This window comes from Duganella sp. 3397 (assembly GCF_031456625.1).
Classification (GTDB): Bacteria; Pseudomonadota; Gammaproteobacteria; order Burkholderiales; family Burkholderiaceae_D; genus Rugamonas; species Rugamonas phyllosphaerae.
The window spans coordinates 118,554-138,115 of the sequence record NZ_JAVDVB010000009.1 but is presented as its reverse complement, the minus strand read 5'-3'; the positions used below and the strand labels follow the sequence as shown (position 1 = coordinate 138,115).

The 19,562-nt window shown below is 53.3% G+C and carries 12 protein-coding genes; 3 read left to right on the top strand and 9 right to left on the bottom strand.

The features are described 5' to 3' along the window. Nucleotides 1-344: 344 nt before the first annotated feature. A complete protein-coding gene (locus tag J2X54_RS23850) occupies nucleotides 345-3,089 on the bottom strand; it encodes a TonB-dependent receptor (protein ID WP_310184308.1) in 2,745 nt (914 codons plus the stop codon). Nucleotides 3,090-3,435: 346 nt separating this feature from the next. Here J2X54_RS23850 and J2X54_RS23845 point away from each other — a divergent pair, with 346 nt between their 5' ends. The 3 genes from J2X54_RS23845 (at nucleotide 3,436) to wbaP (ending at nucleotide 8,535) form a co-directional block, all read left to right on the top strand. After that, nucleotides 3,436-5,976, top strand: coding sequence for an esterase (locus J2X54_RS23845; protein WP_310184307.1), 2,541 nt, complete (start codon nucleotides 3,436-3,438; stop codon nucleotides 5,974-5,976). A 479-nt stretch (nucleotides 5,977-6,455) separates the two neighbouring features. Then, on the top strand, nucleotides 6,456-6,812 hold the full coding sequence (locus J2X54_RS23840; RefSeq protein ID WP_310184306.1) for a diacylglycerol kinase: 357 nt from the start codon (nucleotides 6,456-6,458) through the stop codon (nucleotides 6,810-6,812). A gap of 262 nt (nucleotides 6,813-7,074) precedes the next feature. Further along, on the top strand, nucleotides 7,075-8,535 hold the full coding sequence (wbaP, locus tag J2X54_RS23835; RefSeq protein WP_310184305.1) for an undecaprenyl-phosphate galactose phosphotransferase WbaP: 1,461 nt from the start codon (nucleotides 7,075-7,077) through the stop codon (nucleotides 8,533-8,535). Nucleotides 8,536-8,678: 143 nt separating this feature from the next. Here wbaP and J2X54_RS23830 read toward each other — a convergent pair whose 3' ends face one another. The 8 genes from J2X54_RS23830 to J2X54_RS23795 all read right to left on the bottom strand — a co-directional run bounded on the left by J2X54_RS23830 (nucleotide 8,679) and on the right by J2X54_RS23795 (nucleotide 19,533). Next, nucleotides 8,679-10,013 (bottom strand): IS4 family transposase, encoded by a 1,335-nt coding sequence (locus J2X54_RS23830; RefSeq protein ID WP_310184304.1) that lies wholly within the window; start codon nucleotides 10,011-10,013, stop codon nucleotides 8,679-8,681. Between the two features lie 222 nt (nucleotides 10,014-10,235). After that, nucleotides 10,236-11,507, bottom strand: coding sequence for a glycosyltransferase family 4 protein (locus J2X54_RS23825; protein ID WP_310184303.1), 1,272 nt, complete (start codon nucleotides 11,505-11,507; stop codon nucleotides 10,236-10,238). 36 nt (nucleotides 11,508-11,543) lie between these two features. After that, a complete protein-coding gene (locus J2X54_RS23820) occupies nucleotides 11,544-12,644 on the bottom strand; it encodes a glycosyltransferase family 1 protein (RefSeq protein ID WP_310184302.1) in 1,101 nt (366 codons plus the stop codon). A gap of 35 nt (nucleotides 12,645-12,679) precedes the next feature. Beyond that, nucleotides 12,680-13,828 (bottom strand): glycosyltransferase family 2 protein, encoded by a 1,149-nt coding sequence (locus tag J2X54_RS23815; protein WP_310184301.1) that lies wholly within the window; start codon nucleotides 13,826-13,828, stop codon nucleotides 12,680-12,682. A gap of 63 nt (nucleotides 13,829-13,891) precedes the next feature. Further along, nucleotides 13,892-14,656, bottom strand: a complete 765-nt coding sequence (locus J2X54_RS23810) for an acyltransferase (protein WP_310184300.1) — start codon at nucleotides 14,654-14,656, stop codon at nucleotides 13,892-13,894. Between the two features lie 97 nt (nucleotides 14,657-14,753). Beyond that, nucleotides 14,754-16,010 (bottom strand): hypothetical protein, encoded by a 1,257-nt coding sequence (locus tag J2X54_RS23805; protein ID WP_310184299.1) that lies wholly within the window; start codon nucleotides 16,008-16,010, stop codon nucleotides 14,754-14,756. 354 nt (nucleotides 16,011-16,364) lie between these two features. Further along, the gene (locus J2X54_RS23800; RefSeq protein WP_310184298.1) at nucleotides 16,365-17,549 is read right to left on the bottom strand and encodes a Wzz/FepE/Etk N-terminal domain-containing protein; all 1,185 of its coding nucleotides are present in this window, start codon (nucleotides 17,547-17,549) and stop codon (nucleotides 16,365-16,367) included. A gap of 58 nt (nucleotides 17,550-17,607) precedes the next feature. Beyond that, complete coding sequence (locus J2X54_RS23795; protein ID WP_310184297.1) at nucleotides 17,608-19,533, bottom strand: SLBB domain-containing protein; 1,926 nt, start codon at nucleotides 19,531-19,533, stop codon at nucleotides 17,608-17,610. Between the last annotated feature and the right edge of the window lie 29 nt (nucleotides 19,534-19,562).

Below are 19,562 nucleotides of genomic sequence, written 5' to 3'. Positions count from 1 at the left end.
AACTGGATACGACCGCATCAGTTCAACCACGGACTGGCGCCGGCCGTCGCCGAAGAAAAACTTAACGTAGTGTCCGGGATGGGTTGACCACTACAATAAGCGCTTTGCGATTTTGCTCGTCCTGCTTGGCAGCGCCCTCTTAGCCCCCTTGTCATCGGCTTATTGCTGATACTCCACGCCCCTTCCAATGGTCGGTTACCATTACGAAGTTGCGCCTGACATCGCTTACTGCGGACAGCTTGAGGCCGACCTCGCATCGGCGGAAGTGCACATTGTGGGCGCACCAAAAAAAAACCTCCGCCGGTTTCCCGACCGAGGCTCAAATACACTGCGGAGACAGCAGCTTAAAACTTGTAGTTCATACCCGCGATCACAGTACGGCCGTACTTCGCATATTCCAGCTGCTGGGCGCGGTCGCCGTTGTAGGTTTCGTACGCGGCGTTGCGCAGGTTGTTCACTTGCAAGACCAGGCCCACACCCTTCATCGCACCGCTGTTGAAGGTGTAGCCGATCTGGAAGTCGACAATGTTTTCACCGACGACATAACGCAGCGCGCGGTCGTTGGAGAAGTTGCCGATCTCGCCCACGAAGTCGGAACGACGACGCTGGCTGACGCGAGTTTCGAAACCATTCTTCTCGTAGTAAGCGGTCAGGTTGGTCGTGCGCTTGGACAGACCCGGCAGCGGGATGTTGTTGCCGATGCTGCCGCTCGGATCTTCGATCGTGATCTTGCTGTCGGTGTAGGTGGCGCTGGCCGCAACACCGAAGCCGTCCAGGGTCTTGGTCAGCATGTTCAGCGGCATCGAGCCCGACAGTTCCACGCCTTTCAGGATACCGCCGTTGCCGTTGTAGGCAGCGCTGTAGTCACCGATGCGCGAACGCAGGGGCAGGCCATTGTTCATCACGAAATCTGCGGGGAAGTAGTTCGAGAAATCGGTACGACGGGTCTGAGTGAAAATGTACGTGTCGAGTTTTTTGAAGAACGCCGCTGCAGCAAAATAGGCCTTCTTGTCGAAGTACTTCTCGTACGAAATGTCGAACGCCTTGGCGCGCCATGGATCGAGCTGCGCATTGCCGCCGCTGGCGTTCGGTTCGCCCTTGGTGGTGTCGACGTTGATTTCCAGCGCCGAGCGCAACTGGTCCACGCGCGGACGCGCCAGTTGCTTGGCCAGGGCCACGCGCACGGTTTGCTGACCCTCGAAGCCGAACGCCAGGTTCATGCTCGGCAGGATGTCGGTGTAGCTCTTGCCATCGTGGATAGGCTGGATCTGGTTGGCGCCGGTCTTGGTGTTGTCCAGGTAGCGCGAGTCCGACGACTGCTTGGTGTTTTGCATCTGCACGCCGATGTTACCGCGCAGGCTGACCGCAGGCGACAGTTCCGCCTCGATATTGGCCTTGGCGAAGGTCGTGATGACCTTTTCGTTGACGGTCCACGCTTTCGGGATCAGGTAGGTCAGGTCTTCGCTCGGCAGGAACGACATGTATTGGCTGACGAAGCCCGGCACGTTCCAGGTCGGGATCGAACCGGCGCCGGCAAAGCCTAGGTCGACCGAACCATATTGCAGGTTGCCCGGCACCGCTACCGGGTTGCCGACCAGGTTGATGGCGCCTTCGGCCTGGCGCTTGCTCTTGCTGCGGTCGGCGTAGTTGACGCCGAAATCGAAGCTCGAGAATGCTTTTTCCAGGTCGCCCGAGGCACGCACATTGGCGGTCAGCTTGGCGCCTTTCAGTTCGTCTTCCACGCTCGGCACCTTGCCGTAGCCGGAGCCGTAGATGGTGTTACCCACGTACAGGTTGTTCGAGTTGCTGTAGTCGAGGCCAGGCGTCAGCTGCGAGTAGCCACCGTTACCGTAACCAAGGTTGACCTTGTCCAGGATGGCCGATGCGCCGCCATTGCTGTACTGCAGATTGTTTTCCAGGCCAGTCTCGTTGCGCTTGGCCTTGGAGTAGTTGACGTCGCCGAAGATGGTCCAGTCGCTCGACTTGTACTCGTTGCTCCAGCCGAAGGCGCGGATATCGTCCTTGCGCTTGTTGTACATGCCGCGCACCAGCGGACGCACGTTGTTGAGCGTGCCGCCAGCGATGGTGCCGTTGTTGACCGTGACCGGGTTGTAGTTGGACTCGGACTGCTCGAGCGAGATTTCCAGCTGGTTGGCGGTCTCTTCAGCCTTGAAGCGCGACGCGTACACGTCGACGATGCTGGTCCATTGCTTGTTCGGACGGTACTGCAACACGCCCATCAGGCCGTCGCGTTCGTTACGGCCGCTGCGGGCCACCGCCTTGATGCCGTTCGAGGCAAACGTGCCCGCTGGCAGGCCATTGCGCGCATCGCGCTTCCATGGCTCGTACAGGCCGGTCTCGTTGGACAGGATCGGGGTTTCCAGGCGGGCGTAACCGAGCGCCACACCGATGGTGCGGTTGGCAAACTGGTCGATATAGCTGGCCGAAAAGCGGGTGCCGGTGTCCTTGGCGTTGCCAATCTTGCCCAGCGAATTTTTTTCGCCACGGGCATTGAGTGCCACGGTGCGACCGGAGAACGCCAGCGGACGCACGGTCTGCATGTCGATGGTGCCCGACAGACCCTGACCGACCAGGCCGGCGTCCGGAGTTTTGTACACGGTTACACCGGACATCAGTTCCGACGGATACTGGTCGAACTCGACACTGCGGTTGTCGCCGGTGGAGACTTGCTCGCGGCCGTTCAACAAGGTGGTGGAAAAGTCCGGCGACAGGCCGCGCACACTGATCACCTGGGCACGACCGGCCACGCGCTGGGCCGACAGGCCCGGCAAGCGCGAGATCGACTCGGCGATACTGACGTCGGGCAGCTTGCCGATGTCTTCGGCGGAGATCGCCTCGACGATGGAATTCGAATCTTTTTTGACCGAGATGGCGTCCTCGATACCGCGACGGATACCGGACACGACCACGGAGGCGATCGGCGCCTGGGCTGCGGCCGGAGCTTCCTCGGCAGGCGCATTCTGGGCGAAAGCCGGCATGGCGAAGGCGGCGACAAACAACGCGCACCCCGCTGCGACCGGATTGAGTTGGAAGGCAGCTGCGCTGCGCTGGTTGGCGAAGATACTCATTGATGTCCCCTCTACACGACACTGATAATTTCCCTGTAGTCGGCGACTACATGAGAACCAAGAAAAATAACGTTCTAAAGACGTTCCGGAGCGAATTTTGTACTAAAACTAGATTCAATGTCAATTGAACTTCCTGCCAGCTACAGTTTAAGAGCGGCGCTACGTAAGGCCTCACTGTGCACGCAACGATTCTCGTTGTATTTCAGCTACAATGATTCGTACAGACATCTGTAGCAGAACTACATTTTTCTATAAAAAATCACATATTTCTGAAAGCAAATGTCAGAAAGCCGTGTTTCATAAAATCGCCGTGGAGCAAGACCATGAGCGGCAACGGAGAACATTGATGAACGCCAAACAATTGCAATGGGGAGCGCTTGGCGCCGCCCTGTCCCTGGCCCTGCCCGCCTTGGCGCAGACCCCCGCCAGCAGCGCCGCCACCTATCCCGCCTGGGACGGCCACCACAACACCGTGCGCTACGCGACGCCCGACGCCGACGCCGCGCTGCGCAGTTACACGCAAACCACCACCCAGCGGGTGCGCCAGGGCGAGACCCTCGACGGCAAGCAGAAGACCACTTATGCTGAAACCGCGCAGATGCCTACCGTACGCAGCAGCAATCTGGCCTTCGACGCGCTGTTCGCGCTGGCGGGCACGGAAATGCAGCGTAACGCGGTGAGCCAGATCCAGGATGGCAGCTACAACGGCGGCCAGCCGATCCCTTGCGACTGCTTCAAGACCGGCGAGCTGTGGCACTACGTATGGACCCGCGATCTGTCGTACGCGGCCGCGCTGTCGCTCGCCATGCTCGACCCGCAACGCGTGCGCAACTCGCTGGAATTCAAACTGGCCGGCTACCGCGAAGGGGTGACGCCCGGCCCCGACGTGGCCGGTACGGCCGACGGCCTGCAAATCGTCCAGGATACGGGCAGCGGCGGCAGCTGGCCGGTCAGCACCGACCGCATGAGCTGGGCATTCGGCGCCGACGAGGCCCTGAAGGCGCTGGCACCGGCTGAGCGCCAGGACTTCGCCGTCACGGCCCTGAAGGCCTTGCGTAACACGCTCGAGAACGACCGCCTGGCCGCTTTCGACCAGGCCGACGGGCTGTACACCGGCGAACAATCGTTCCTCGACTGGCGCGAGCAGAGCTATGCCGCCTGGATTCCCACAGACCTCGCCAGCATGGCCAGGTCCAAAGCACTGTCCACCAACGTTGCCCATTACCAGGCGCTCACCCTGGCCGCCAAACTCGCGCGCGAACAAGGCGTGCCGATATTGGCCGCGCGCTACCAGGGGTGGGCTGCCGACCTCAAGGCTGCCATCAACCGCCGCTTCTGGCAGGCCGACGCCGGCATGTACAGCAGCCTGACCGCCGGCCATTTCGACGGCGCGGCGCTCTACAAGTACGACTGGCTGGGACAGTCGCTGGCCATCATCCACGGCATCGCCGACACCGCACAGGCGCAAAGCATCCTGGCCCACTACCCGCACGGGCCGATGGGGGCGCCCGTGATTTTCCCGCAACAGCAGGGCGTGTCGATATACCACAACCGCGCCATGTGGCCTTTCGTCACCGCGCACGGCCTGCGCGCGGCCGCCATGACCGGCAACGTGGCCGTGGCCGACGCCGCCTACGACACACTGCTGCGCGGCGCCGCGCTCAACCTGTCGAACATGGAAAACTTCGAATGGCTGTCCGGCGAGCCGCTGCTGGCCGACAAGCAAGCGCAAGCGGACCTGAGCGGGCCGGTCGTCAATTCACGCCAGATGCTGTGGTCGATCGGGGGCTACCTCGGCATGGTTATCGGTGAGATCTTCGGCGTGCGCACCACCGATACCGGCATCGCCCTGCATCCGTTCGTGACCGCCAAGCTGCGCCGCGTAGCATTGGGCGCCACCGACACGGCTACCCTGAACAACCTGCAACTGCGAGGCAAGCGCCTGCAGGTCCGGCTGCTGCTGCCACCTGTCGCCACCGCCCCTGCCGACCGCCAGGGTTATTACGCCATTGACGGCGTCACGGTGAACGGCCAGCCTGCCGGCACTGCGCTGGACTGGTCGGCGCTGGCGGATGACAACCTGGTCGAGATCCGCCTGGGCCAGCTGTTGCCGGGCCAGCAGGTCATCCGCCGCGTGGACGGCAAGCCGAACCAGGCCGATCCCGCGCTGTACGCGCCGTTCGAGCCAGCTGCCACCCTGAGCACCAGCCATGCCAACGGAACCCCGACAGTACGCATTACCTACCCCGGTGACAGCACAGGCGTGGTGTACAACATTTACCGCGACGGCCAACAGGTGGCGCAGGGCCTGACCGCCAGCACCTGGACCGACCGCGTACCGGTCAAAGGCGGCAACGCGTGCTACGCGGTGGAAGCCGTGTACACCAGCTCAGGCAACCGCAGTCACCACAGCGCGCCGATGTGTGCTCAAGCCGGCCAGACCATCGGCGCCGCCGTGCACAACATTCGCATCACCCGCAGCGGTGTATATGTACTGCAACTGCTATATCGCAATACCGCGCACCAGATCAACCTTGGCATCACCGGCAGCGTCAAATGGCTGGCGCTCAAGGATCGCACCGGGCGGGAGGTGACTGGAGGTGTAGTACAAATGCCACACTCACCGGAACGCGCAGGATTGTCGTATTCGACACCAATGCGCGTCAGCCTGAAGACCGGAAACTATCAATTCGAACTGCGTGACTTCTATAACATGAGTTATTTGCAGAGCAATGCCACATATGGAGACGCTGGCGGCATCAGAGGGCCGTTGAACCGCGCCGATATCCAAGGTGTGCATATCATGCCAGCGCCGTCGCTGCCTGGCGTACGCACCGCAGCGCACTCTCACGGCAAAACCGCAAATTTGTTGCAAAAAAATAAGTAATAGCGTAAAAACCACATCGAATTAGCAATAATCACTTGCAATTTGGAAATTATTCTTCAGTTCCAATTGATTGATGAATAAAAGCCGGTACAATGGTTATCGTAGTCGAGATGTCTCTTTACTCACCTTCAAGGACCAACATGAAAAAAATCGCTATCACCGCCGCAGTTCTGGCATTCGCCGCTGGCCAAGCTTTCGCTCAAACCGCACCTGCGACCACCCCAACCCCAGCACCAGCTCCAGCAGCTGGCGTTGGCGCTGCCGGCACCGCTGGCCTGAGCACCGGCGCTCTGGTTGCTATCGGCGCAGCCGTAGCAGCTGTTGGCGCTGCTGCTTCGGATTCGAACTCCGGCACCACCCACCACGCTACCAGCCACCACTCTCGTTAATCACTCGGTTGTTACCGTGTCTGGTTGTACGGTAATGATCGCGTGCTGCGGTCGGCCCTCGGGTCGGCCGCTGTTTTCTTGTTTTCCCCCATGAAAAACCAGCCCTTCTACAGGCGCCTCGGGTTTGCGTGGCATGGCATCGTCAGTGCATGGCGCACCGAAATGAGTATGCGCCAACAATCAGTCGCCGCCGTGGGTGTATTGATCACCCTGATATGGCTACGGCCTGCCCCCGTATGGTGGGCTTTGCTGTTGCTCAATTGCGGCCTGGTACTTGCCGCCGAGTTGTTCAATAGCGCACTCGAACATGCGCTCGACCATTTGCATCCCAGCCCCCATCCCGCCATCGGCCTGGCCAAAGACTGTGCCGCAGGCGCTGTATTGTTGCTCAGCTGCACTGGAATTATTTTATTCTCATGCTTCTTGTGTGAAACATTTCGCATGTAACACCGACGTGTTGCGTCGCAACATCGGTATCTTAGCAAATGAAGAATGTTACATGAGCGAAATTGCAGAGAGTGTCAACGATCAGTACAATGCCTTAACGTTTAAATTTTTTTTTAACAACAAACTGAAGCGATCACCTGATCGTATTTGATACCGTGATTCCACACACCAGCGGCGTATGCCGTCGTAGCCAGCACCATGCAACGCGCGCACAAGCCGTCAAATCCGGCATCAGTTTATTTTTTGCCGGGAGCTGCAACGCATGAAGCCCATTGACGCATTCCTTCTGCCAAGCAAAGCCTGGCATGCCAGTAAAGTCGCCCAACTTAGCCTTCTGCTTGGCAGCGACGTGCTGGCGCTCATGCTCACTACCGCCATGGCGCACGCCCTGCTGATCTTTACCGGACTTGCTACCACCAACAACGTCAATGGCACGGTTGCGTCGCTGGTGCTGGTGCCGCTGGCGATGGTGATCTTCTGGAATCAAGGGCACTACAACAAGCGTAAGCCATACGCCCGTGAAGTGCGCGAACTGGTGCACGCTTGCGCTGGCTTGCTACTGGCGCAAGTGGCGCTAGCGTTTTTCAGCGGCTCGGACATGCCGCGGCTGTTGCCATTGGTGCAGTGGACCGTGGCGCCACTGGTCTTGCTGGCGTTGCGCGCGATGCTGAAATTCAGCATGCTGCGTCACGGCAGCTGGAGCCGTCCCATGGTCATCATCGGCACCGGCGCCAATGCACGCGAAACCGCACGTGTATTCGAAGCAGAACGCCTGATGGGTTATCACCTTATCGCATTCCTGGACCTGCCAGGCAGCGTACCTACTACTACCCAATATTACGACCGCCGTGGCCGGTCGGTCCCCTATCTACATCTGGGCGCGCAAATCGACACTACCCTCAAGCAACTCGGATCCCCACATGTGGTTCTCGCACTGGACCAGGGGGGCATGGAGTCGTCCCGCACGCTGATCCAGCAACTAAGCCGCCATTGCGCCGACCTGCAAATTGTGCCATCGCTGCGCGGCCTGCCGCTGCAGGGAATGTCGATTAATCATTTCTTTGCTCACGATGTTATGGTGCTGGGCATGCGTAACAACTTGGCGCAACGCGGTCCTCGAATGCTAAAGCGCGGGTTCGACGTATTTTGCTCGAGCCTTCTGTTGGCCATGACGTCCCCGCTATTTCTTTGGGTCGGGATTCAGGTAAAGCTGGCGGGCGGTGGCGGCGTATTCTTCGGCCACATGCGCATTGGTCGGAACGGCGTGCCGTTCCCTTGCTACAAATTCCGCACCATGGCCGTCAACGCCGACGTACTGCTCAAGGAGCTACTCGCAAACGATCCTTCCGCCCGCGAAGAATGGGAAAGAGATTTCAAGCTGAAGAACGATCCACGCGTGACTAAGGTCGGCCGCTTTTTGCGAAAGACCAGTCTCGATGAGCTACCACAACTGTGGAACGTGCTCAAAGGCCAGATGAGCTTAGTAGGTCCGCGTCCAGTGATCGATGCCGAACTGGAACGCTACGGCGACCAGGTTGATTACTATCTGGAAGCACGCCCAGGCATCACTGGCCTCTGGCAAACCAGCGGTCGTAACGATGTGAGTTATGAAACTAGGGTCAGTCTAGATGCTTGGTATGTCAAGAACTGGTCGATGTTCACTGACCTGGTGATTCTCATACGTACCTTTAAGGTGCTCTTGGTAAAAGAAGGCGCTTACTAATCACCCCAAAAAAAAATCTCTCAGTACAAGAGACAAATCAGGCAACGATTCTTCAAACGAAAAGATTGTTTTTTAGATACTTTTGGCCTGGGTCTCCTATGTTGATTGTACGACTCCACTTAGAGCATAGGTTTATACACAAATCACCCCGCTTCGTCGCGTAGCGCTTTGATGGTGAGTGCAGCCACGCGCACATCCTCAATGCCCTGCCAGATTGTCTTGACGCCCGGATCGCCGTCGCCTTTTCGTCCAAGGAAACCGCCGACGCGCGCGATCAAGCGCACCACATCGTTAAGTGTCGGAGGCTGATCCGGCCGTCGCTCCTTCGTGAGCAGGTAAGCGCCACGGATTTCGTCCGGGTCGAAGAACAGGCTGGCGTCGAGATCCGGGCAGATGCGCCCGATGCGCATCAGATAGGAGACGCGCCACGCCACGACCATGAACAGCGCCAGCGCGCGTTCCAGATTGTCGATGTGGGAGAGCTGCATCGCCTCAACCTTGCAGGCGTTCTTCAACACATGGAAGAACATCTCAATTTCCCAACGCGCGCGGTACCAGTCGATCAACGCGATCACCGCATCGACGGTGGTGGCGGTTCGATTGGTGAGCAAGCGCCATTCGATCGGCTCGATGCCGGCGGGCGCATCGATCTCGCGCGCGATCACGCATGTCGCCGTGATCTTGACGCCACGCCGCGCCGGCAGTTCCACGCGCCTGGTCCAGAGTTGCTGGCGTACCTTGCGGCCCTTCTGTTTGCCGCGTGCGCCGATGACGAAGCTGATTTCTCCCACCGGCGCGCCATCGAGCGTGTGCGCCCACAATTTCTCGCCGTCGGGCAGCGCCCGGTCAGTCTTAGCGCGCACCAGCCAGTCGGCCGGCGTGCCGCAGTCCTGGGCGTAGGTCATCAGCTCGATCATATCGGCCTCGCGGTCGGCCACGTACACCAGTCGCGTCGCCGGCATCTCGGCGGCCATCTCGGCGATCCGCCCGTAGCCTTCGATCCAGCGGCCACTTTCCTTGATTCCCGGTCGAACGCCATTGCCATCGATCTTTTCGCGCGCCCACATCCAGGCATCGATCACCCCTAGCGGCAACCGTTCCGGTGTGACGGCATACGTCGGATGGACATACATGCCGCGCTGGACTTCATAGCTGAGCGGACCGAGACCTTCGATCTGCTGCCCGTTAAAATTGAGTTCGGTCGTGTCCTGCAAGCACAGGATGACGGGATGTTCGCCCATGCGCTGCTGCGTCTTGGTCCAGTGCGGCACCATAATGTCACGCCATTCGACGGCGTCGTTCTCGAGAAATCGGTATGTGGCGATCGTCTCGCCCCAGCCGTTGCACGACTTGGAAATGCTGGACGACGGCTTGTCGGCAAACCGCGCCACGATCTTCCTGGCGCGACTGTCGAGGCGAGCGTCCTCAAGGTCTATGTCAGCAAATTCCACGGCAGTCCAGTGCGTCGATTCAGTCATTTTTCGCGAGCCAAAAGACGAGAGTAAACCTGAAAAATCAATAGTTTACAACCGCTCCCGCAAGTGCTTGAATGTAAACGGATTTTTCCGCCCGGATGTTGTCGATCAAGCAAGCTTGGCGGGCTGGCGCGGAGATGTGTATAAACCTATGCACTTAGAGTCGTTACATAGTCCATACAAGACTTAAGAGGTGCCAGGCCGCAATTTCGCAATAGACAGATTCTACCTAATCGCAAAGATATCGGTATAAAGATGCTTCACAACAGCTTCGGCATAATGCAACGAGTAGAAGTCGAATGATGCATGCGATAGACGGCTGTTATACTCTGGCTCCAGCAAATTCTTCATGTGTGCAGAATATCTCTGCAAATCATTTTCTCGAATAAAGGTCGTTTCGTCATCGGGCGCATCCACGCCTTCTACGCCATAATCTGAGGACAAGATTGGAATACCAAAGGCCATTGCGTCGATCGTTTTCAGCTTGACCCCGCTACCGAAGAGTAGTGGTACCAGCATTGCACAAGCAGCGTTGAGCACTTCCCCCAAGTTCTCCACATAACCCTCGATTACAACATATCGTGAATTTTTGGCAACGAGCTCGACAAGACGGGAAGAAGGATTCTTGCCAATGATGCGGATTAACACGTCCGGAATAGCCTGAACAATCTTAGGCAGCTGCTGCTCGACGAAATTTTCGATGCTAACGGCGTTGTGGGGAACATCAAGCCCACCAAGGAATACAAACACTGCTGAACCGCTCCAGGTGCGTGCGTATGCGCGCTCCGGCGTGGACAACAATGGTGGCAAAACCTCAACACGACTACCGCTCCACTGACGTAACATTCGGGCCTCTGCCTTGTTAATCAGCAAGCTCAAAGGAAATCGTCGAGACTGCTGTATTTCCGAATGCCGAATTTTTTTTGATTCAATGCTCAGCAAGATGCTTTGCAATCTCGAGATTTTTTTTACGTAAGGACGTAGAAAGCCTGGAATATTCTTTTCGAAATTTCCTAGTGCATTAAATTTGAGTGAAGGATTGTTCTTCGTTGCTTGTAGCATCACCTCGTAGCGGACTGAAAAAAGATCATCCAAGTAGAGCACATGAGCGGCGTTACCTAAGTCCAGATGTGGCAAATATTGCCCCATACGTACAGTATCGAAAACGACAAGATCGGGTTGCACGTCATTAATCGCTTGCTGCAACTTGGATTTTATTCTGTTCGAAAAGAAAATCGATTCTTGAATACTTTTACTGCGCAGTAAAAATCCATACTTGATAACAGAAACAATCCTTGTAGCTTCTGAAGGCATCGCGTAGGTATATTTCCTAAATTTTGCTGAAGCAAATGCAGGGGTATCGGTATTGGGACAAATCAAGTAAAAATTTTCTTCTCCCACGCGTTCGCAAAAAAAGCGTATCAAACCGGACAATACGACCTTCTTTCCCACGTCCACAGGATATGGGAAAATCGTCGACAAAAGCATTATCTTCATATTATTTTCCAAGATTGCGAACTTCCACCAATAACTTCAACGATGGACTGCATACACGGAGATCAACTTCTCAGCCATCTTGGCGGACGTGATCTCCAGCATACGCAGCTTGCCACGCCGCACAAGATCCTGGTTGCCTTCGATATCAGCTTCAAGTCGCTTGATTCCATTGATTAATTGTTCATCGGACGTCGGGACGACCAATATTGCCGCGTCTCCCGCCAGTTCGCTCATCGGCGGCACATTGGACGTGAGAAGAGGCTTTCCAGCAGCGAAGGCCTCTACAATCGGCAGTCCGTAGCCCTCCATCAGGCTGGGAAATAATACTGCTTCCGAATGTCCCAGAAAGCTGCGTACCTCCGAGTCCGTAACCCAGCCTGGAAACACCACTGATCGCTCATTACGATAACTGAGCGCAAGTCCGCTGCTGGCCGGAAGTCCCAGGACAACGAGATTGACACCCGTCAATTTCGCTGCCAAAAAGGCCTCTATGCATCGAGCCGAGTTTTTATGGGGACTAACTCCGCCGATATGCAGGAAGAATCGCTGTCTTTGGGTCCATTTTTCGATCGCCTCCATTTCAGCGAAATCAGCGGGACAGGTACGCTCTACAGGCGTGTAGACAACAGTTGCAGGAGTGCCTAGGGCAGCTTCAATGCGGGCGCCCGAGTCCATGCTAACCGTAACGACTCGGGTTCGGTAACCCGACATCAGCTTGACCGAATATTTTCGATAACGATTACCCCATCCCTGATAAAAGTTCCCGCCTAGCGAAGTCATGAACATCAAATCGTGAATTGTTACCACGCGCCGGGCGTTGAACCAAGATCTGACAAGCGGTAAATTCATTACCGCAGGCATCGTGTTGTATGGAAAGTGCACGCAGTCGTAATCTCTTCCGGCTATCGAAAGCGGAAGCGTTATTTGCTCCCACAGGGGAAAAGGGAGGCGACGCTTTTTAATATAATTTAGCCGCTCTGGCATTACAAACAATGATCTATCAATGCCTGACGGAATCAGTACATCAATATCGAAATTTAACGGAGCGAAGCTCCCTAGAGAAAACAAAAGTTCTTGAAGATATCGCCCCATTCCACGTGGCTTATCAAGATAAAATCCATCAATTAATATTCTCATACAGCCTCAAACACCTCTTTCCAAATCAATATCATTTACTTTCCGCCCAGTTTTGGAGTGTAGCCCAACTTGTTACGCACCATATTGATCATCTTTTCGATGAAGGGCGCACCAAAAATCCGGATCAAGTAATAATATAGGTGAAACATTGGATACCGTTTCAGTCCCAGCTTACCCATTTCTAAATAATACTTCTTAAATACTTGAGGCTTTTTGTCAGCGTGATAAGCCAACCACGGGAAAGAGTAATTTGCGATATCGCGAGATATGCGATCGAGTGCGCCCGTATAAGTAACATCCAGATCCCGAGCGATAGTGACGATACCATTCATCATATGGATACGGGCGTCGATCGTGTATTCACCGGGAGTATATTTCCCCTTCTCAGCCGCCGAGTGACCGAAATCCGGCGTTTCGTCGGCACGGCACAGTGCAATTATCTCCGGGGTAAAGAAACCGTCATGCTTCATGATAAGATGCCCGACAATGTGCAACTGGTAAAACAATGACCCGTCAAACTTAGAAGTCTCAAGTTCCAGAGTTGGGATACGGGCCACGGTGAGACCGGCCAAGCTTGTGGAGCGGCGGAAGAAAAAGGGCAGGCTTTCCATTCCCGCCGGCATAAAACGTTCATCCGGAAAATACTTAACCGTCTGAACTACATTTTTCGGCGTGCCATTAAACCATCCATAGCCGCGCAGGATAACTCCGACACTCGGATTTACGGTGACAATGTTTTGTAGCGTTTTCAAAGCCCCGGGACATAGAACATCGTCATTGCCCAAGAAGATGCAATAGTCTCCGTTCGCCGTCTTCAGCAATTCCCGTAAATTGCTATCGAATCCGATATTTTTTTCATTTTCGTGGTAATTAATCAAGTCACCATAGACTTTTTTATATTCCTCAGCAATGGCACGCAACTCAAGTCTTTGTGGAGAAAAATCTTCGCAGATAACAATCTCGAACAAATATTCCTTTTGACTTAGAACAGAGTCAAGCACTTCCCGCAAGTATTTCGCTCTGTTATAAGCAGGAATACAAACTGACAATTTATTTTTTGATTGCATATCTATAAATTTATTAGCGTAATTGCTAAATTTAATTTTAATTAGTGGGTTAAAAGTTAGTGCAATCGAAATAAAAATAAAAAATCTCTTGCACAGCAGCTTAAGTTTGCGACGCAATGGAAAGATTATCCATTATTAGGCACCCGATGGCTTTATAAATTATAATGGCGATCAATAGAATTATATTCTTTTTACGGGTTCGTTGTTCGGCTTCAACGAAGTCCATTCCTTTAGATTGGAGTCGAATATCTTAATTATTTTTGCTGGTATACCGCCGACTATTACGCCTGGCGGCACGTCTTTACGGATTACTGAATTCGCAGCAATCACCGCTCCTGCTCCAATGCGGACTGGCCCTACAATATTGACATTATCACCTACCCATACATTCTGTTCAATAAAGACCGGGCCTCCGGATACTAGCGCGCGTTCGGCCGGCCTCTCCGAAGGATGGCTCTGAATGGTACCTGAATACCCTCCATGATTATGGTCAGATATATAAACATTACTACCTAAAAGTACGTCATCGCAAATAGTGATATTATTAATGGATGTAACATGGACGTTATTTGACATTTTCACTCTATTTCCAATAATTATACATGGGGCATAAGCCTCGCCCCGGTACTCCGTAACTGCTTCCAACCAGATATTACGGTGTATCGAAATTTCAGAACCGAATGAAATATGCTTAACTCCAAAAAATTGGCAGCCGCTTCCGAAACTTATTTTCGGAGCACCGAAAATATATGAGAAAAATATCGATTTTAATTTCAACCGCACCCTCTTCGCGATTGAAAACATGCCGTGAATCAGGCCTTCCTTGCGTATAACTCTGAATAAATAATCTATTGACTTCATATGAAGACCATCTAGTATTAGGAATTTAGCCGCATCAATTGACGATTTCGCGAAAATAAGCGAGAGTATGCCTATCACCGCCACGCCATCTAATCCGGGTTGAATAAGGCAAAAACTTGCATGTCATCGCTACACTTTAGACGACTTAAGCTTCTTTACGTCGTAATAACAAAGGCCCCATCTACCCTACAGTGACTGAGGTCTTTACTACCTTCTTACCACTGCATAGAAACCAAATGGCAAGCCAACAGAAGTCTACAAACATCCAGGTCACGCCAGCAGCCATACCTGTGCGGACCGCAATCAAAACGTTGCACAGAATGATCGCATACACCAAACTCCAGATCCGATTGCCACCATAAGAGTAAAGCAGCTTTTCAGCACGCTCACGCTTATAAAAAGCTGCAATAATATATCCCAACATACCGAAAAATAACGGTGCCAAAAAACTAAAATCTAAAAAAAACTCTCCCATTAGATTGGAGGCTCTTGCGCCAGTGTCATATGCCTCCCCGATCACCGAAACGGTCTCATACAGAAACAAGTCAGAATATGTCGCATAAGCGCCAGGTACCACCTTGAACATGGTGCCTAAAGCAAGACCGCCCCAGAGATTCCAGTCATTTCTCAATGAGGCAGCAAGATATCCCAAATAAACGTACCAGCCATCAAAGAAATTATTCAGGAATATTGATACGTAGTTTATATTATTTAGCAGAAAATCCAAATTTTCCGAAAAACCACTTAAATCTTTTGCTTCAGTTGCACCCTGCATCCAACGATGTATGCCTGCTACGAACACCACAATAAAGATACCAATTCCGCCCATCAAAGCTCGACCTACGGATATAGTTCGATAAGAATATACGATAATCAATAATTGCATTAGAAAGACAAGTGCGAACAGCCTCCCCCACACAAGAAGCAATGTCAACACGGAAAGTCCGACTACGGCGTTTCCAACCCAACGAAACCGTTTAACACTTTGATCTCGCATCAGAAAAACAAAGTATCCCCATTTTGCCGCCAAAAGGAAAAATAGTATCCATGTTTTGCCTGCGGAAAGTGCCTGACGCAAATCGCTTCTTGAAATAAATTCCTGGACACTTCCAGCGAAATATATCATCGCCAAAATACCAAAAATAAAGCCGACCATCAAATACGCGATGTAAAGATAACTGTTGCCGTTTGATAAAACAACTCTTCCCAACATTTTTGCATGGAGAGGCTGACGGCTCCCTACCTTAAACCCCACAATGTAAAGCAACATGCATGAGATACCGTACACTCCTCCTGTGAACACTTCATTCGACGAGAACTCACCCAAAATTGGCTCGTCGGCGAGAAAGGCGAGACCAACCCCGCCAACGCCATATAAATACAGGACGAAGGATACTACACCCAAAGGATGTAAATAGTCATCTTTCAGACTGGTCAAGGACCAGATCATCAACAATGTGGCAAATATAAAAATTAGATTCATTATTGTTCAATATGTCCGGAATAAAGTCACTGGAACCACCTGTGAACAGTGCAACCCGTGACGCGTGCAAAGCCACCATGCTGCCAGACGCTCTAAAGACATTACCACCGATCAGATCATCTGCATGATTAGCGAATAGCATGAGCGTAGCAATGCGGAATATAGGCGCGTTCCGACACTGGCATCAGTGAGGGCCAGCGTACTTTTTATAGTACTACCCGGGCACTAATGAAGCGGCCGGCGCTGCTAAAGAACTAGCGACTTATTCCATAGCGTTCCGGACTTAACGTTGATTTCAGCTACCTTTGCCTATTTTTCCCCGCGCCAAGCCGCCGTTAGTTCTGTCCAGCGAAGCTGTCCTTCAGGAGTGCGCATCGAGCGAGTATAAGCATCTCGCATGAATGCGAACGCCAATCCCAGAATTATGCCCCCCAAAACTCCCAGCGCGACCATCGGTGCGCGTACCGGTCTTGATTTTTTTTCCGGTGGAACAGCTACGTCTAGAATTTGGATCGCAGAATCGTTATTCGCTTCATCCACCCTGGCGAGCTCAAACTGCTTAGACAACATTTCGAACGTCGCCTCGTAATACTTAACGTCACGAACACCGCGAATATACTCAGACCCAACTTGCGGCAATTTTCCGGTCGCGATCGTCATTCCACTGCCGTCCGCTCCTTTCGTTAGTCGCGCCAGTTGGCGAGTCATAGCCCGAATTTCTTCCTCGAGACGGAGAACCTCGGGATTATTTTTGGTGGCATAGGACATTATTGATGACAGCTGAACTTGTTTTGATGCAATCTCACCTTGCAGTTGCGCGGAACTGGCGATTAATCCCTTTACTTGCCCGCTTAATTCGACCATCCCAGTTGATTCTTGAATTTTTCTAAAAGCAACTTCGGCATTCGCCAAATCATTTTTTGCCTCAAGAACACGCGTCCCAAAGAACTTCCGGCGCCTTGAAGCTTCACCTATGGCCAAGCTTCCCGTCAGGAGTTGAAGCTTTTTAACGTAAGCATTGGCTATATTGGTTGCCACTTCTGGATCAGCGTCGTCAACGCTGATAGCAATCAAGCCATCCTTGCCATTTAGGAAAGTTGAGGCTAGTTCCAACCGTTTACGTGCTGCATCAATAGTGTCAATATTGTAGCGCTCTTTAAGTTTGAACTCATTAATCAGCTGATCGGCAATCGTCCGGCTTTTCAACATACCAACATACAAGTCACTTGGGTTTTTAACCGTGCCCAAGGCAGCCCCCCCTATCCCGCCGAGCTGTCCCAAAATAGCAGCTGCAGTACTACTTCCCTGCTGTTGCGGCGGCATGATCACCGTGGTACTCGTAAATATGGGGGTCATAATCAAGCTTGCAGCAATCGCCACTAGGCCGGTAACGAACGGCATACCGATGACGAAGGCTTTTTGACGCGCCAAGATCGTGAATACGGAAATCAGGGACGCGTTTTCCTCCAACACGCCATTTTTATCGAATTCCATTCGTTCAGACATCTTATACTCTCTCAATAATAAAGTTCCAGCCGTACGAAGTACCGATCTAGTCTTTAAGGACCTTCAAACCGGCAGCCCCCAGACCAAATTGGTAGAAGATCGTCGTCCATTCTTTAAAGCTCTGCATCCAGGAGCTATGCGCGATTTCTTCTGGAACGACTATCGTGTCGCCGGGGTTGACTTTTAGGCTTTTGGTGCCGCTGAACCAGCTGCTGTTACCTCCGCCAGCTGTGGTACCGTCGGCGCGAATGACGTAAATTTGTGACGGATCCGACGTCTGGCTGGTTCCGCCTGCCAGCGCGATATAGTCTCCAACCTTGCGGCTAGGGCGGTAAATGAAAGTATTTTGTTGAAATACGGCGCCAAGAACGTCAACGGTGTCAAGCCGCTTAGGAATGTAAATGCTGTCACCATCCCGCAACTTCACTTCCGGCAAGTTTTTTATCTGAACGTCACCATCGGTCAATTCAAGCACAATACGTCCTTTAGCCTTCACGGACGCCATACGCTGAGCAATTGCACGCTGACGCTCCAACGATGCGTTAATCAATGCCGCATTACCAGCATCCGCAGTTGAGCCAAGCTGTTTTGAAGCAGCAGATTCGAGATCACGCATAAAACGTTGTGAAACTTCGTTCAACTTTCTCTGCTGAATTAGACGCAATGATTCCCGGTTTAGCTCGGTGGCATAAACGTAAGCGTCGCCCTTGACGCCCCCCAAGCGCGAAATAAGTCCTCTGAGAGTCTCACCATCGCGAATCTTGAAAACGCCAGTTTCATTTACTGCACCAGATACCTTCACGTACGCATTGCTTACCTCAGCCTCGACAGCCACAGCGCCTGGGGAATAAACACGTAAAACATCGGCTGCACGCACGGTAACCTGGGAAAGCGTGCTACTGAGGGACGCCGCATCCGCAGTCAGGTTTGCAACGGCCACGAAGTTATTATTGATATTCTTCTCCACCACAATCTGCTTGGTTTGCGCGGAAGAAGAAAAGCCACCGGCCAGCGCGACCAAATCGGAAACGGACTCAACTTCCTTTTTTAGCTCGAAGATCGCCGGGGTTTTGACATTTCCGGTCAATGCCACCAGTGGTCCGACTTCAGGAATATAAACCACGTCGCCGTCTTGCAGCGTAAGGTCACTTGATTTGTCACCTTTGACCAGCATATCGTAGAGGTCGAAGCGCGTTGCGGTCCGATTGGCACGCTTTACCTCGATGTTGCGCAGCGTGCCGGTAACACTTGGACCGCCGGAAGTAAATAAAGCATTGAGCAGCGTGCTCATCGCGCTTAGCGTATAAGTTCCGGGACGAACCGCATGCCCTACTACATAAATCTGAACAGAGCGAACCTGAGAAATGCTGGCAGTCAGTTCAAAATTTGTGAAGACCTTGCCAACTGCCTGCTTCAGGTAACCCTGAAGATCGCGATACTTCACGCCGCTCACGTTGACATTGCCAATACGCGGAATATAGATGGCGCCGCTACGGTCGACCGTGGCGCTAACGTCAATGTCTACCATACCCCAACCACGAATTTGCACAACGTCACCCGTGCCCAGTACGTAATCCTGATTGACCTGGCCCGCGTCGGCCGGCGCGAAAGTGGTGGGTACGGTACTGAAGAGATCAGAACCAAAGATTTGCAACTTTTCGTTAGTGACCGCTTCAATATACTTCTCGAATTCGCCCGCATCTCTTGGCACCGCAATGCTCGTCCGGTCCGTTGCAGTTCTGAAGTCGGGCTTTTTGTCGCTAGAAGCCCTCCTGTCGCTCTCAGACCCGGTAATGCTAGGTAAGCCAAAGCCGCCTATGCGAGATTGTGTCTTACGTTGAACCTCCTGCATGTCGCTTTGCTCGGGCCCAACCTCCTGCGCATGCACAACTGGAACCAGCGCCGCAAGCAGGGATGCAGAAAACACAAGCTTGTGCACGACACGCGGAATCTGGCAAAAAAAATTTTTCATACGGGTCTCTTCAGAGAATATGTTGGATC